We start from the raw sequence: 14,225 nt of genomic DNA, 5'->3' as shown, positions 1-14,225 counted from the left end.
GACACAACAACGGCGGCAAGGATTTTGAGTATATATGCTTCACGCAGCATAGCGTTTCCTGAACGCTGCGCACAAAGGCCTATTGTGACAAGAAACAGGGGCAATTGTCAGCCCACAACGCATAGAAAGTACCGGAATCAGAAATAAAAAAGGCACATCGGTTGATGCGCCCTTGTACTTAGTCACATCCCCAAAGGGGAAATCACTTAGTTTACCGCGTCTTTCAGTGCTTTACCTGCACGGAAGCCCGGTACTTTAGCCGCGGCGATGGTGATCTCTTTACCTGTTTGCGGGTTGCGACCAGTACGGGCAGCACGCTCTTTAACGGCAAAAGTACCAAAACCTACCAGTGCTACGTCATCACCTTCTTTCAGGGATTCGGTAACAGAAGCAATAATTGCATCTAACGCACGTCCAGCCGCAGCTTTAGAGATATCAGCCCCTGCAGCAATTTTGTCGATCAGTTGAGATTTATTCACTCTTCTCTTCCTCTTTATAATATATATCGCACCAGAATCCTTCAAAGTGCGACCGCGCAGCAGTTATATCAGGCCTGCCATGCCCTTACAACACCCGATAATGATGGCAAGCCCAATCCGTTATCTAAATTAGCTATACAAAAAAAGGCTGGCAAGCCCGAAATGGCCTGCCAGCCCTGTTTTTATTAATGCTCTTTGCGCGAGGTCACTATTTTGCCGTCACAACCTGCATTCCAGAGGGTTCATTTTGCAACGCAAGAGTCAGAACTTCCTCAATACGTTTCACCGGGTGAATATTAAGATCGGCAATGACGTTGTCCGGAATCTCTTCCAGGTCACGTTTGTTTTCGTCTGGAATTAAGACCGTTTTAATGCCGCCGCGGTGCGCCGCCAGCAGTTTCTCTTTCAAACCACCAATAGGCAGAACCTGACCACGCAGGGTGATCTCGCCAGTCATCGCCACATCGGCACGAACCGGGTTACCGGTCAGACATGAGACCAGCGCGGTGCACATGGCAATACCCGCACTTGGACCATCTTTTGGCGTCGCGCCTTCAGGTACGTGAACGTGGATGTCGCGTTTTTCGTAAAAATCCGGATTAATACCCAGTTTTTCCGCACGCGCACGTACCACGGTCAGTGCAGCCTGAATGGATTCCTGCATGACTTCACCCAGAGAACCGGTGTAGGTCAGCTTACCTTTACCCGGTACGCAGGCGGTTTCGATGGTCAGCAGATCGCCGCCCACTTCCGTCCACGCCAGACCGGTCACCTGACCCACGCGGTTTTCGTTATCCGCACGGCCATAGTCAAAGCGCTGTACGCCCAGGTAGTCGTGCAGGTTATCGCCATTGATCTCGATGTGTTTCAGTGATTTATCGAGCAACAACTGCTTAACTGCTTTGCGGCACAGTTTGGAGATTTCGCGCTCCAGACTACGCACGCCCGCTTCACGGGTGTAGTAACGAATAATGCCTACAATGGCGCTATCGTCGACCGTCAGCTCACCTTTTTTCAGCGCGTTACGCTCAATCTGTTTTGGCAACAGGTGACGTTTCGCAATGTTCAGCTTCTCGTCTTCGGTATAACCAGACAGACGAATCACTTCCATACGATCCAGCAACGGTGCCGGAATGTTCATGGAGTTCGACGTCGCAACGAACATCACGTCGCTGAGATCGTAGTCCACCTCCAGGTAGTGATCGCTGAACGCCACGTTCTGCTCTGGATCCAGCACCTCAAGCAGTGCGGAAGCCGGATCGCCACGCATGTCAGAAGACATTTTGTCGATCTCATCAAGCAGGAACAGCGGGTTTTTAACGCCCACTTTGGCCATTTTCTGGATCAGTTTGCCCGGCATCGAACCGATATAGGTCCGGCGGTGACCACGAATTTCAGCCTCATCACGCACGCCGCCAAGCGCCATACGGATGTATTTACGCCCTGTCGCCTTGGCGATGGACTGACCCAGAGAGGTTTTACCTACCCCCGGCGGCCCAACCAGACACAGGATCGGCCCCTTGATTTTGTTCACACGGCTTTGGACCGCGAGATACTCAAGGATACGGTCTTTGACGCGTTCCAGACCGTAATGGTCGGTATCGAGGATTTCCTGCGCCTGACGCAGGTCTTTTTTGACCTTGCTACGCGCATTCCACGGCACCTGTACCATCCAGTCGATGTAGCCACGCACGACCGTCGCTTCTGCCGACATCGGAGACATCATTTTCAGCTTCTGCAGCTCTGCTTCCGCTTTCTCTTTTGCCTCTTTCGGCATTTTCGCCGCGTCGATCTTACGTTTCAGCGCTTCGTTTTCATCCGGCGCATCGTCCATCTCGCCGAGCTCTTTCTGAATAGCTTTCATCTGCTCGTTCAGATAGTACTCACGCTGGGACTTCTCCATCTGCTTTTTCACGCGGTTGCGAATGCGTTTCTCAACCTGCAGCAGATCGATTTCTGACTCCATCATCGCCATCAGATATTCCAGACGTTCATTCACGTCGGACATCTCCAGCACGGACTGTTTGTCAGCCAGCTTCAGCGGCATGTGCGCTGCGATGGTGTCCGCCAGACGTGCAGGATCGTCAATGCTGTTAAGCGACGTCAGCACTTCTGGTGGGATTTTTTTGTTTAGCTTGATATAGCCTTCGAACTGGCTGATAGCTGTACGTACCAGCACTTCCTGTTCACGCTCATCAATAGCAGGCGAATCAAGGTACTCCGCTTTCGCAGAGAAATGCTCGCCGTTGTCTGACAACGCAGAAATACGCGCGCGCTGTAACCCCTCGACCAGCACTTTTACGGTGCCGTCAGGCAGTTTCAGCATCTGCAAAATAGAGGCCACGGTCCCGACGGTGAAAAGATCGTTTACACCCGGCTCATCCGTTGACGCTTCTTTCTGCGCGACCAGCATGATTTTTTTATCATGGTCCATAGCCGCTTCAAGACAACGGATAGATTTTTCCCGCCCTACAAATAAGGGTATGACCATGTGCGGATAAACCACCACATCGCGCAACGGCAATACGGGGATTTCAATGCGTTCAGAACGCTCAGGATTCATAGAGCTCTCTCTTAGTTTAGTTTCCGCCAGGTAATCAGGTGGTACGACTGTGCTTCACACCACCTTTAACATGTATGTCAGTATATGGGGATGATTCCCACACATTCAACGCCATGTTTACGGAAAAATAAAAGGGGAGATAAAATCCCCCCTTTTTGGTTAAACGTCTGTATGAATTGATGAATTATTCGCCAGATGCCTGCTGTGCTTCCGGCTTACCGTAAATCAGCAACGGCTTGCTCTGTCCGCCAATCACCGACTCGTCGATCACCACTTTTTCAACGTCTTCCATAGAAGGAAGATCGTACATGGTGTCGAGTAACGCCGCTTCGACGATAGAACGCAGACCACGCGCACCAGTTTTACGAATCATCGCTTTCCTGGCGATAGCATCCAGCGCTTCCTCGCGGAATTCCAGATCAACACCTTCAAGATTGAACAACGCCTGGTACTGCTTGGTCAGGGCATTTTTCGGCTCTTTCAGGATCTGAATCAGCGCTTCTTCGCTCAGTTCGCTCAGGGTTGCCACAACCGGCAGACGACCGATGAACTCAGGGATCAGACCAAATTTAATCAGATCTTCCGGTTCTACCTGCGACAGCAGTTCACCTTCGCTGGCTTTATCAGACTGTGCTTTTACCGTTGCGCCAAAACCAATGCCGGAGCCAGTTTCAACACGGTTAGCAATCACTTTATCCAGACCGGCAAATGCACCACCGCAGATAAACAGGATCTTGGAGGTATCAACCTGCAGGAATTCCTGCTGCGGATGTTTACGACCACCCTGCGGCGGAACGGCGGCAACCGTACCTTCGATCAGTTTCAACAGCGCCTGCTGTACACCTTCGCCGGAAACGTCACGGGTAATGGACGGGTTGTCAGACTTACGAGAAATCTTGTCGATTTCATCGATATAGACGATCCCACGCTGTGCTTTCTGCACGTCGTAATCGCACTTCTGCAACAGTTTCTGAATAATATTTTCAACATCTTCACCCACATAACCGGCTTCGGTCAGCGTGGTGGCATCGGCCATTGTGAACGGAACGTCCAGCAGACGCGCCAGCGTTTCAGCCAACAGCGTTTTACCAGAACCCGTCGGGCCAATCAGCAGGATGTTACTTTTGCCCAACTCGACGCCATTGCTGGTGTCGCCGTTGCGCAGACGTTTGTAATGGTTGTATACCGCGACCGCCAGCACTTTCTTCGCCTGCTCCTGACCGATAACGTAATCGTCCAGGTGGTTGCGAATTTCATGTGGCGTCGGCAGCGCACTGCGTTCACGGTGCGGTGCTACTTCCTTAATCTCTTCGCGAATGATGTCGTTACATAAATCAACACATTCGTCGCAGATATACACGGATGGTCCGGCAATCAGCTTACGCACTTCATGCTGGCTTTTGCCGCAAAAAGAGCAGTACAACAATTTGCCCGAGCCATCTTTGCGTTTATCTGTCATGGGTCAAAACCTCTTCTTTGTTCTTTGTGCCGCACACGACGACGCAAATGCCATTCTCAGGCGCAAGACGCTAGTCAGCGTTGTGCCGCTCCAGGTAATTATAGCGGCACACCTGCGCGCTGGGCATTAATTACGATGGGTCAAAATCGAGTCGACCAGACCGTACTCCACCGCTTCAGAAGCGGAGAGGAAGCGATCGCGCTCGGTATCACGTTCAATCTGCTCAAGAGATTGACCCGTATGATGCGCCATAAGTTCGTTCATGCGCCCTTTTACCTTCAGGATTTCACGGGCATGAATTTCAATATCCGTTGCCTGACCCTGGTAACCGCCCAGAGGCTGGTGGATCATGACGCGAGAGTTAGGCAGGCAAAAACGTTTACCTTTCGCCCCGGCGGTCAGCAAGAACGCGCCCATTGAGGCCGCCTGGCCCATACAAATGGTGCTGACGTCTGGCTTAATAAACTGCATGGTGTCATAGATAGACATCCCGGCAGTGATCACCCCACCAGGGGAGTTAATATACAGGTAGATATCTTTTTCCGGGTTTTCTGCTTCCAGGAACAGCATCTGCGCCACGATCAGGTTAGCCATATGGTCTTCGACCTGGCCGGTCAGAAAAATGACGCGTTCCTTAAGTAGACGAGAATAGATATCAAATGAGCGCTCACCACGTGAGGTCTGTTCAATGACCATCGGCACCAGCGCCATATGGGGTGCAAAGTTATCTCGTTCGCCGCTGTATGACATTTCCGTCTCCTGGATAAAATTTGAAAAAACCTGCTGTGCTGATTGTAACCTTATGGACGGATTATCAGCTAGTCCCTCAGTAATGGGTACGACATCGCCATAATTCAAGCATAACAATCTTTTGTTGTAACGCTAACACTGAAACGCTGTTTTCGCACTCTTCCCATGCAAAATGCGTGACAAAAAAAAACCCGCCACCAAAAGGTGACGGGCTTGCGTACGAAATTCGAGCTAAAAAAGCGACGAATTACGCCTGCTGGTTCATCAGCTCGTTGAAGGAAGTGGCTTTTTCAGTCACTTTCGCTTTCGCCAGAACGGCTTCAACAGCCTGCTCTTCCAGAGCGACGTTACGCATGTTGTCCATCAGCTCTTTATTTTTGCTGTAGAACTCAACCACTTCTTTCGGATCTTCGTAAGCAGAAGCCATCTCTTCGATCAGGCCTTTAACGCGATCTTCGTCAGCTTTCAGTTCATTGGTGCGAATCACTTCGCCCAGCAGCAGACCAACAACTACGCGACGCTTAGCCTGTTCTTCGAACAGTTCACGCGGCAGTTCCAGAGCTTGTTTCTCGTTGCCGCCGAAACGCTGTGCAGCCTGACGACGCAGAACGTCGATTTCGCTGTCGATCAGCGCAGCCGGAACGTCGATGTCGTTAGCTTTTACCAGACCTTCGATCGCCTGAGACTTAACGCGGTTACGCACTGCGCCTTTCAGCTCGCGTTCCATGTTTTTGCGTACTTCAGCGCGCAGACCTGCTACGGAACCATCTTCAACGCCGAAACGTTTGATGAATTCTTCAGTCAGTTCCGGCAGTTCGCGTTCTTCAACTTTCTTCAGGTTGATAACGAACTTAGCGGCTTTACCTTTCAGGTTTTCAGCGTGGTACTCTTCCGGGAAAGTCACGTCGATAGTGAACTCTTCGCCAGCTTTGTGGCCTTTAACGCCTTCTTCAAAGCCTGGGATCATACGACCCTGGCCCATCGCCAGTACGAAGTCAGACGCTTTGCCGCCTTCGAACTCTTCGCCGTCTACAGAGCCGGTGAAGTCGATGGTTACACGGTCTTCTGCGTCAGCAGCGCCGTCTTTGTCTTTCCAGGTTGCCTGCTGCTTACGCAGGGTGTCCAGCATCACGTCAACGTCAGCGTCAGTAACTTCAACAACCGGTTTTTCAACTTCGATTGCTTCCAGGCCAGTCAGCTCAACTTCCGGGTAAACTTCGAACTCTACCGCGTAAGTAAAATCTTCACCCAGTTTGTATTCGCCCGGAACGTAGTTCGGTGCGCCAGCCGGATTGATTTTTTCTTTGATGATCGCGTCAACGAAGTTGCGGCTCATCAGGTCACCCAGAACGTCCTGGCGAACAGACGCGCCATAACGCTGAGCAACAACATTCATCGGTACTTTTCCTTTGCGGAAACCGTCAATACGCACTTTCTTCGCTACGTTGACCAGCTCGCTTTTCACAGCGGTCTCGATGCTGTCAGCAGCGATAGTAATCGTTACACGGCGGCCAAGGCCTTGAGTGGTTTCAACTGAAACTTGCATCTTGTTACCTCAAAAAATCACAGTGCTCGGTCAACTCTTCTCCGCAAGCACAGGTTGTTGGCTTCGCGGAACTGGGATGTTCTCATAATCAATCACATTCCCTGTCGTCAGAATCATCCCGAAGACATTCCGAAAAATAAGACGCGCATTATAGCGGCATCACTTTTATGAGTCGAGAACGGTTATTGCGCGTTGCTGCGGCTTTTTTCACAATTCCCGGCTAATTTTTGTCTGAATACTGGACGACCTACTCAGAATTCAGACAAAACAAAACGGCCCGCAGGCCGTTTTCACATAATCTGTAGCAACATACTGGAAAAGCGTCGGTTGTTGCAAATCCGTTTTTACGCGATGCTTCCCGCCCCACGACACGGAGGCGATGCAAAAATCGTATCCTGCAACGCTTCCCACTCCTTAATGGTGTAGGTATGCAGGGCAAGGGCATGAACGGTTGTGGAAAGCTCTGCCGTTAACGTGCTGTAAATCATCCGATGACGATTAAGAAAACGTTCACCTGTAAAGCGATCGCTGACCAGCACAACCTTAAAGTGGCTTTCAGAACCAGCCGGGACATTGTGACGATAGCTTTCATCCACAACTTCGAGGAACACGGGTTGGAACGCTGCCCTTAATTTTTCTTCTATTTGCTCACGAATCATCATGAAATTTTCCTCCGACAACGCTGAGATGTCACCCATCCCTTTAAATACTAGCCGCTTTTACCGTTTTCATTACACCTTAGCAACAAAAAATTAGCGCTTGTCTGATTTTCTCAGCCAAACGGATGAAGTTCACTGAATCCTCACTTCGATTTATTGCAAAAAGTCCGTTTATGGTCTCCACAAAATCATAAAACGAACAACACAATGAATTTACATGCGTTACCTACTTCCCCTCATCGTTGGCGATGTTATGATGGCGGGAAATTTCTCCAACCATACAATTTAGATTCGCTGAGAGCCCTGGCATGTTTAAAAAAATCCTCGTCCCGTTTGTCGCGCTGTTCATGTTAGCTGGATGCGCAACGCCGCCGACCACTATTGAAGTCTCCCCGAAAATTACTCTGCCGCAGCAGGATCCAAGCCTGATGGGCGTGACCGTTAGCATCAACGGTGCCGACCAGCGTCAGGATCAAGCGCTGGCAAAAGTCACCCGCGACAACCAACTGGTTACGCTGACTGCGTCACGCGATCTGCGCTTCCTGCTACAAGAAGTGCTGGAAAAACAGATGACCGCACGCGGTTATATGATTGGACCAAACGGTGCTGTAAACCTGCAAATCATTGTTAGCCAGCTGTACGCTGACGTGTCTCAGGGTAGCGTGCGCTATAACATCGCCACCAAAGCAGACATCGCCATCATTGCGACCGCTGCTAACGGCAACAAGATGACCAAAAACTACCGCGCAAGCTATTCTGTTGAAGGCGCACTGCAGGCCTCTAACAAAAATATCGCTGACGCCGTTAACAGCGTGCTGACCGACACCATCGCTGATATGTCTCAGGACACCAGCGTTCACGATTTCATCAAGCAGAACGCGCGTTAATTTCTGCCCATATGGCCCGGCGTTCGTCGGGCCTATAGAAGCCCATGTCCAGTCATTACTTACGTATTTTTCAGCAACCACGTTCGGCTATCCTGCTCATGCTGGGGTTCGCTTCCGGTTTACCGCTCGCACTCACCTCCGGTACGCTTCAGGCGTGGATGACGGTCGAGAATATCGATCTTAAAACCATCGGTTTCTTTTCCCTGGTAGGTCAGGCCTACGTATTTAAGTTTCTCTGGTCCCCGCTTATGGATCGCTACACGCCGCCATTTTTAGGTCGACGTCGTGGTTGGTTGTTGGCAACTCAGGTGCTGTTACTCATTTCTATCGCCGCGATGGGTTTTCTGGAGCCTGGCACACAGCTGCGCTGGATGGCCGCGCTTGCGGTGGTGATCGCGTTTTGTTCAGCATCGCAGGATATCGTCTTTGATGCCTGGAAAACCGACGTGTTACCCGCCGAAGAACGTGGTACCGGCGCGGCTATCAGCGTGCTGGGATATCGATTAGGGATGCTGGTTTCCGGTGGGCTGGCACTGTGGATGGCCGACCGCTGGCTCGGCTGGCAAGGCATGTACTGGCTGATGGCCGCGCTACTGATTCCCTGCATTATCGCCACCCTGTTAGCACCCGAACCGACTGATGCCATTCCGGTGCCCAAAACGCTGGAGCAGGCGGTTGCAGCCCCGCTGCGCGACTTCTTTGGTCGTAACAACGCCTGGCTTATCCTGCTGCTTATTATGCTGTATAAGCTCGGTGATGCCTTCGCCATGAGCCTGACCACCACCTTTTTGATCCGCGGTGTCGGATTTGATGCCGGTGAAGTCGGCGTCGTCAATAAAACGCTGGGGCTGCTGGCGACAATAGTCGGTGCGCTATACGGTGGGATCCTGATGCAGCGTCTTTCGCTGTTTCGCGCATTGCTGATATTTGGCATCCTGCAAGGGGCGTCAAATGCAGGCTACTGGCTATTGTCCATCACTGACAAACACATGTTCAGTATGGCGGCCGCCGTCTTCTTTGAAAACCTGTGTGGCGGAATGGGCACGGCGGCGTTTGTCGCTTTACTAATGACGCTGTGCAATAAGTCCTTCTCAGCGACCCAGTTCGCCCTGCTCTCCGCGCTTTCAGCTGTTGGTCGCGTTTACGTTGGCCCGGTAGCGGGTTGGTTTGTCGAAGCACACGGCTGGCCGACGTTTTATCTGTTCTCCGTGTTTGCCGCGATCCCCGGCCTCATACTGCTGCTGGTATGTCGCCAGACCCTGGAACATAGCTGGCAAAATGAAAGCTTTATTCCGCGTACGGAATTTCGTGGAGCGTACAGTCTGGCATTAATGACGTTGGTAGTGGGCTGCTGCCTGCTGCTGGTTTGGCTGCTGCTGTTAACCATGAACGCGCTGGATTACACCAACTTCTCCTTCCTGCCGGAACTGCTTGAAGTCTCGGTGGCGGTCGCGGTCTGCGGGGTGATTTTTGGCGGATTGCTGGATTATCTGGCTCTGCGCAAAAACCGTCTGGCGTAAAAAACCGTATTAATAAGCCGTTGTAATCACCCTGCGTAATTATAACGGCTAAATAAACAACAATTGATAAAAATAATATTTGTTATTTTGTGCGCCAAAGAATTTGGAAATTATTGACGCCTTTTATATATTTTATTTTCCTTACTCGATTCAGCCACTACAGATTTATTTTTTGTTCCCGAACTGTCTTTTTATTGATAATCAATTGTTAAACAATTGTTTTATTTTCGTATTGGTTATACCAATTGCCCTCAGCCTGTCCCCCGCCTGCCTGCTTTCGTTATAACGTGATGTTGCAACAGGTTCTTAAAGCCGAGGCGACATATATTGCAACATATGTGACATGCACGGCAGAACCCGGTAACACAGATCCAAGGATGTTTACAGTAATGTAACCTTCCCGTAAAATGCCCTCACACTTTAAACGCCACCCGGTCCCGTGGAATTGAGGTCGTTAAATGAGACTCAGGAAATACAATAAAAGTTTGGGATGGTTGTCATTAATTGCAGGCACTGCGTTACTCAGTGGCTGTAATTCTGCGCTGCTTGACCCTAAAGGACAGATTGGACTGGAACAACGTTCACTGATACTGACGGCATTTGGCCTGATGTTGATTGTCGTTATTCCTGCCATCTTGATGGCTGTTGGTTTTGCCTGGAAGTACCGTGCAAGCAATAAAGATGCGAAGTACAGCCCGAACTGGTCACACTCCAATAAAGTGGAAGCTGTGGTCTGGACGGTGCCTATCTTAATCATCATTTTCCTTGCCGTACTGACCTGGAAAACCACTCACGCTCTTGAGCCAAGCAAACCGCTGGCGCATGACGAGAAGCCCATTACCATCGAAGTGGTTTCCATGGACTGGAAATGGTTCTTCATCTATCCGGAACAGGGTATCGCTACCGTGAATGAAATCGCCTTCCCGGCGAATACTCCGGTTGAGTTCAAAGTGACATCCAACTCCGTGATGAATTCCTTCTTTATCCCGCGTCTGGGTAGCCAGATTTATGCCATGGCCGGTATGCAGACTCGACTGCATCTGATCGCCAACGAAGTCGGTACTTATGATGGTATCTCCGCAAGCTATAGCGGACCAGGCTTCTCTGGTATGAAGTTCAAGGCTATCGCAACAAAGGACCGCGCCGAATTCGACCAATGGGTTGCTAAAGCTAAACAGTCCACGAACACCATGAGCGACATGGCTGCGTTCGAGAAAGTGGCTGTGCCAAGCGAATACAACCAGGTGGAATACTTCTCCAACGTGAAACCCGATTTGTTTAAAGACGTTATTAACAAATTTATGGCTCACGGTAAGAGCATGGACATGACCCAACCCGAAGGTGAGCACAGCGCACACGAAGGCATGGAAGGCATGGACATGAGCCACGCGGAATCCGCCAACTCAAGGGGTTGAGGAAGAATACGATGTTCGGAAAATTGACGCTGGATGCAGTGCCGTTCCATGAACCCATTGTCATGGTTACGATCGCTGCCATTATCATCGGTGGTGCGGCCTTACTGGGCCTAATCACTTACTTCGGTAAGTGGACCTACCTGTGGAAAGAGTGGCTGACTTCGGTTGACCACAAACGCCTTGGCATCATGTATGTCATTGTCGCAATCGTCATGTTGATTCGTGGCTTTGCCGACGCCATCATGATGCGTAGTCAGCAAGCGCTGGCTTCTGCAGGTGAAGCGGGCTTCTTGCCACCTCACCACTACGATCAGATCTTCACGGCTCACGGCGTGATTATGATCTTCTTCGTGGCAATGCCATTTGTTATCGGTCTGATGAACCTGGTGGTTCCGCTGCAGATCGGCGCACGTGACGTTGCGTTCCCATTCCTGAACAACCTGAGCTTCTGGTTCACCGTTGTCGGCGTAATCCTGGTTAACCTGTCTCTGGGCGTGGGTGAATTCGCGCAGACCGGTTGGCTGGCGTATCCGCCGCTCTCGGGAATAGAGTACAGTCCAAGCGTCGGGGTCGATTATTGGATATGGGCAGTCCAGTTGTCCGGTATTGGTACAACCCTGACCGGTATCAACTTCTTTGTGACCATCATTAAGATGCGTGCGCCAGGAATGACCATGTTCAAGATGCCGGTATTCAGCTGGGCGTCTCTGTGCGCGAACATCCTGATTATCGCTTCTTTCCCAATCCTGACGGTTACCGTCGCGTTGCTGACCCTGGATCGCTATCTGGGCACCCATTTCTTTACCAACGATATGGGCGGCAACATGATGATGTACATCAACCTGATTTGGGCCTGGGGCCATCCGGAAGTGTATATCCTGGTTCTGCCGGTCTTCGGGGTGTTCTCCGAAATCGCGGCAACCTTCTCACGTAAACGTCTGTTTGGTTACACCTCGCTGGTGTGGGCAACCGTGTGTATCACCGTTCTGTCGTTCGTTGTTTGGCTGCACCACTTCTTCACCATGGGTGCAGGCGCTAACGTAAACGCCTTCTTCGGTATCACCACTATGATTATCGCCATCCCGACCGGGGTGAAGATCTTCAACTGGCTGTTCACCATGTATCAGGGCCGTATCGTATTCCACTCAGCGATGCTGTGGACGATTGGCTTTATCGTGACCTTCTCAGTCGGCGGCATGACCGGCGTACTGCTGGCGGTGCCGGGTGCGGACTTCGTACTGCACAACAGCCTGTTCCTGATTGCGCACTTCCATAACGTTATCATCGGCGGCGTTGTATTTGGCTGCTTCGCTGGTATGACCTACTGGTGGCCAAAAGCATTTGGCTTCACGCTGAACGAAACCTGGGGTAAACGCGCATTCTGGTTCTGGATCATCGGCTTCTTCGTGGCATTTATGCCGCTGTACGTGCTGGGCTTCATGGGTATGACTCGTCGTCTCAGCCAGCAGATTGACCCACAGTTCCATCCGATGCTGGTCGTTGCCGCCTGCGGTGCCGCGCTGATTGCACTGGGTATCCTGTGCCAGCTGATTCAGATCTTCGTTTCTATTCGCGACCGCGAGCAGAACCGTGACCTGACCGGTGACCCATGGGGTGGTCGTACGCTGGAGTGGGCAACCTCTTCCCCGCCTCCGTTCTATAACTTTGCCGTTGTGCCGCACGTTCACGAGCGTGATGCCTTCTGGGAAATGAAAGAAAAAGGTGAAGCGTACAAGCAGCCTGCGCACTATGAAGAAATTCATATGCCGAAGAACAGCGGTGCCGGTATCGTCATTACCGCCTTCGCAACATTGTTTGGTTTCGCCATGATCTGGCATATCTGGTGGCTGGCGATTGCAAGCTTCGCAGGCATGATCATCAGCTGGATTGTGAAAAGCTTTGATGAAGACGTGGATTACTACGTGCCGGTCCCGGAAGTCGAAAAACTGGAAAACCAGCATTTCGATGAGATTACTAAGGCAGGGCTGAAAAATGGCAACTGATACTTTAACGCACGCGACTGCCCACGCGCACGAACACGGGCACCACGATGCAGGCCAGACCAAGATCTTCGGATTTTGGATCTACCTGATGAGCGACTGCATTCTGTTCTCTATTCTGTTTGCAACCTATGCCGTTCTGGTGAACGGCACCGCAGGTGGCCCGACAGGTAAGGACATTTTTGAACTGCCGTTCGTTCTGGTTGAAACATTCCTGCTGTTATTCAGCTCCATTACTTACGGCATGGCAGCGATTGCCATGTACAAGAACAACAAGAGCCAGGTTATCTCCTGGCTGGCGTTGACCTTCTTGTTCGGTGCCGGATTCATCGGGATGGAACTCTATGAATTCCATCACCTGATTGTTAACGGCATGGGCCCGGATCGTAGCGGTTTCCTGTCTGCGTTCTTCGCGCTGGTCGGCACGCACGGTCTGCACGTCACCTCCGGTCTTATCTGGATGGCAGTGCTGATGGTGCAAGTCGCTCGTCGCGGCCTGACCAGTACTAACCGTACCCGCATCATGTGCCTGAGCCTGTTCTGGCACTTCCTGGATGTGGTATGGATCTGTGTGTTCACTGTTGTTTATCTGATGGGGGCGATGTAATGAGTCATGCTAACGAGAGCGGCGGCGCATCCCATGGCAGCGTAAAAACCTACATGACAGGTTTTATCCTGTCGATCATCCTGACGGTCATTCCGTTCTGGATGGTGATGACAGGTTCTGCCTCTCCGGCCGTCATTCTGGGAACTATTCTGGCAATGGCAGTGGTACAGATTCTGGTGCACCTGGTGTGCTTCCTGCACATGAATAGCAAATCTGATGAAGGTTGGAACATGACGGCCTTTGTCTTTACTGTGCTAATCATCGCCATCCTGGTTGTGGGCTCCATCTGGATTATGTGGAACCTTAACTACAACATGATGATGCACTAAGAGCGGCGATT

Annotated in this window: 12 protein-coding genes; 6 read left to right on the top strand and 6 right to left on the bottom strand. The window is 51.1% G+C overall.

Annotated features, from left to right (window positions below; all coding sequences use genetic code 11):
• Positions 1–206: 206 nt before the first annotated feature.
• The 6 genes from hupB to bolA all read right to left on the bottom strand — a co-directional run bounded on the left by hupB (position 207) and on the right by bolA (position 7,459).
• On the bottom strand, positions 207–497 hold the full coding sequence (gene hupB / locus EHN13_RS12835; RefSeq protein WP_219352570.1) for a nucleoid-associated protein HU-beta: 291 nt from the start codon (positions 495–497) through the stop codon (positions 207–209).
• A gap of 190 nt (positions 498–687) precedes the next feature.
• The gene (gene lon / locus EHN13_RS12830) at positions 688–3,042 is read right to left on the bottom strand and encodes an endopeptidase La (RefSeq protein ID WP_003831014.1); all 2,355 of its coding nucleotides are present in this window, start codon (positions 3,040–3,042) and stop codon (positions 688–690) included.
• Positions 3,043–3,226: 184 nt separating this feature from the next.
• Entirely contained in the window at positions 3,227–4,501 is a 1,275-nt protein-coding gene (gene clpX, locus EHN13_RS12825; protein WP_040232704.1) for an ATP-dependent protease ATP-binding subunit ClpX, read from the bottom strand.
• A gap of 126 nt (positions 4,502–4,627) precedes the next feature.
• Complete coding sequence (gene clpP / locus EHN13_RS12820; protein WP_003021624.1) at positions 4,628–5,251, bottom strand: ATP-dependent Clp endopeptidase proteolytic subunit ClpP; 624 nt, start codon at positions 5,249–5,251, stop codon at positions 4,628–4,630.
• A 247-nt stretch (positions 5,252–5,498) separates the two neighbouring features.
• Positions 5,499–6,797 (bottom strand): trigger factor, encoded by a 1,299-nt coding sequence (gene tig, locus EHN13_RS12815; RefSeq protein ID WP_003021622.1) that lies wholly within the window; start codon positions 6,795–6,797, stop codon positions 5,499–5,501.
• A gap of 344 nt (positions 6,798–7,141) precedes the next feature.
• A complete protein-coding gene (gene bolA, locus EHN13_RS12805) occupies positions 7,142–7,459 on the bottom strand; it encodes a transcriptional regulator BolA (protein WP_040232707.1) in 318 nt (105 codons plus the stop codon).
• A 305-nt stretch (positions 7,460–7,764) separates the two neighbouring features.
• On the opposite strand from bolA, the gene EHN13_RS12800 reads away from it, so the two are divergent.
• The 6 genes from EHN13_RS12800 to EHN13_RS12775 all read left to right on the top strand — a co-directional run bounded on the left by EHN13_RS12800 (position 7,765) and on the right by EHN13_RS12775 (position 14,214).
• Positions 7,765–8,343: a lipoprotein gene (locus EHN13_RS12800; protein ID WP_016152050.1), complete on the top strand. Its 579-nt coding sequence runs from the start codon at positions 7,765–7,767 to the stop codon at positions 8,341–8,343.
• 44 nt (positions 8,344–8,387) lie between these two features.
• Positions 8,388–9,863, top strand: a complete 1,476-nt coding sequence (gene ampG, locus EHN13_RS12795; protein ID WP_124021503.1) for a muropeptide MFS transporter AmpG — start codon at positions 8,388–8,390, stop codon at positions 9,861–9,863.
• 458 nt (positions 9,864–10,321) lie between these two features.
• A complete protein-coding gene (gene cyoA / locus EHN13_RS12790) occupies positions 10,322–11,278 on the top strand; it encodes a cytochrome o ubiquinol oxidase subunit II (RefSeq protein ID WP_086523605.1) in 957 nt (318 codons plus the stop codon).
• Positions 11,279–11,289: 11 nt separating this feature from the next.
• The gene (gene cyoB / locus EHN13_RS12785; protein ID WP_003831008.1) at positions 11,290–13,281 is read left to right on the top strand and encodes a cytochrome o ubiquinol oxidase subunit I; all 1,992 of its coding nucleotides are present in this window, start codon (positions 11,290–11,292) and stop codon (positions 13,279–13,281) included.
• Positions 13,271–13,885, top strand: coding sequence for a cytochrome o ubiquinol oxidase subunit III (locus EHN13_RS12780; protein ID WP_003021608.1), 615 nt, complete (start codon positions 13,271–13,273; stop codon positions 13,883–13,885). The genes cyoB and EHN13_RS12780 overlap by 11 nt, the downstream gene beginning before the upstream one ends.
• Positions 13,885–14,214, top strand: coding sequence for a cytochrome o ubiquinol oxidase subunit IV (locus tag EHN13_RS12775; protein WP_003021607.1), 330 nt, complete (start codon positions 13,885–13,887; stop codon positions 14,212–14,214). Before EHN13_RS12780 ends, EHN13_RS12775 begins: the two co-directional genes overlap by 1 nt.
• The last annotated feature ends 11 nt before the right edge of the window (positions 14,215–14,225 follow it).

It is taken from the genome of Citrobacter youngae (assembly GCF_003818115.1).
Classification (GTDB): domain Bacteria; phylum Pseudomonadota; class Gammaproteobacteria; order Enterobacterales; family Enterobacteriaceae; genus Citrobacter; species Citrobacter youngae.
This window is presented reverse-complemented; position numbering and strand designations above follow the sequence as displayed.

What these genes read in the sequence shown, in the direction of transcription:
- EHN13_RS12775 (WP_003021607.1), top strand. Translation starts at nt 13,885, where the DNA reads ATGAGTCATGCTAACGAGAGCGGCGGCGCATCCCATGGCAGCGTAAAA.
- clpX (WP_040232704.1), bottom strand. Translation starts at nt 4,501, where the DNA reads ATGACAGATAAACGCAAAGATGGCTCGGGCAAATTGTTGTACTGCTCT.
- EHN13_RS12780 (WP_003021608.1), top strand. Translation starts at nt 13,271, where the DNA reads ATGGCAACTGATACTTTAACGCACGCGACTGCCCACGCGCACGAACAC.
- cyoB (WP_003831008.1), top strand. Translation starts at nt 11,290, where the DNA reads ATGTTCGGAAAATTGACGCTGGATGCAGTGCCGTTCCATGAACCCATT.
- bolA (WP_040232707.1), bottom strand. Translation starts at nt 7,459, where the DNA reads ATGATGATTCGTGAGCAAATAGAAGAAAAATTAAGGGCAGCGTTCCAA.
- lon (WP_003831014.1), bottom strand. Translation starts at nt 3,042, where the DNA reads ATGAATCCTGAGCGTTCTGAACGCATTGAAATCCCCGTATTGCCGTTG.
- tig (WP_003021622.1), bottom strand. Translation starts at nt 6,797, where the DNA reads ATGCAAGTTTCAGTTGAAACCACTCAAGGCCTTGGCCGCCGTGTAACG.
- EHN13_RS12800 (WP_016152050.1), top strand. Translation starts at nt 7,765, where the DNA reads ATGTTTAAAAAAATCCTCGTCCCGTTTGTCGCGCTGTTCATGTTAGCT.
- clpP (WP_003021624.1), bottom strand. Translation starts at nt 5,251, where the DNA reads ATGTCATACAGCGGCGAACGAGATAACTTTGCACCCCATATGGCGCTG.
- ampG (WP_124021503.1), top strand. Translation starts at nt 8,388, where the DNA reads ATGTCCAGTCATTACTTACGTATTTTTCAGCAACCACGTTCGGCTATC.
- cyoA (WP_086523605.1), top strand. Translation starts at nt 10,322, where the DNA reads ATGAGACTCAGGAAATACAATAAAAGTTTGGGATGGTTGTCATTAATT.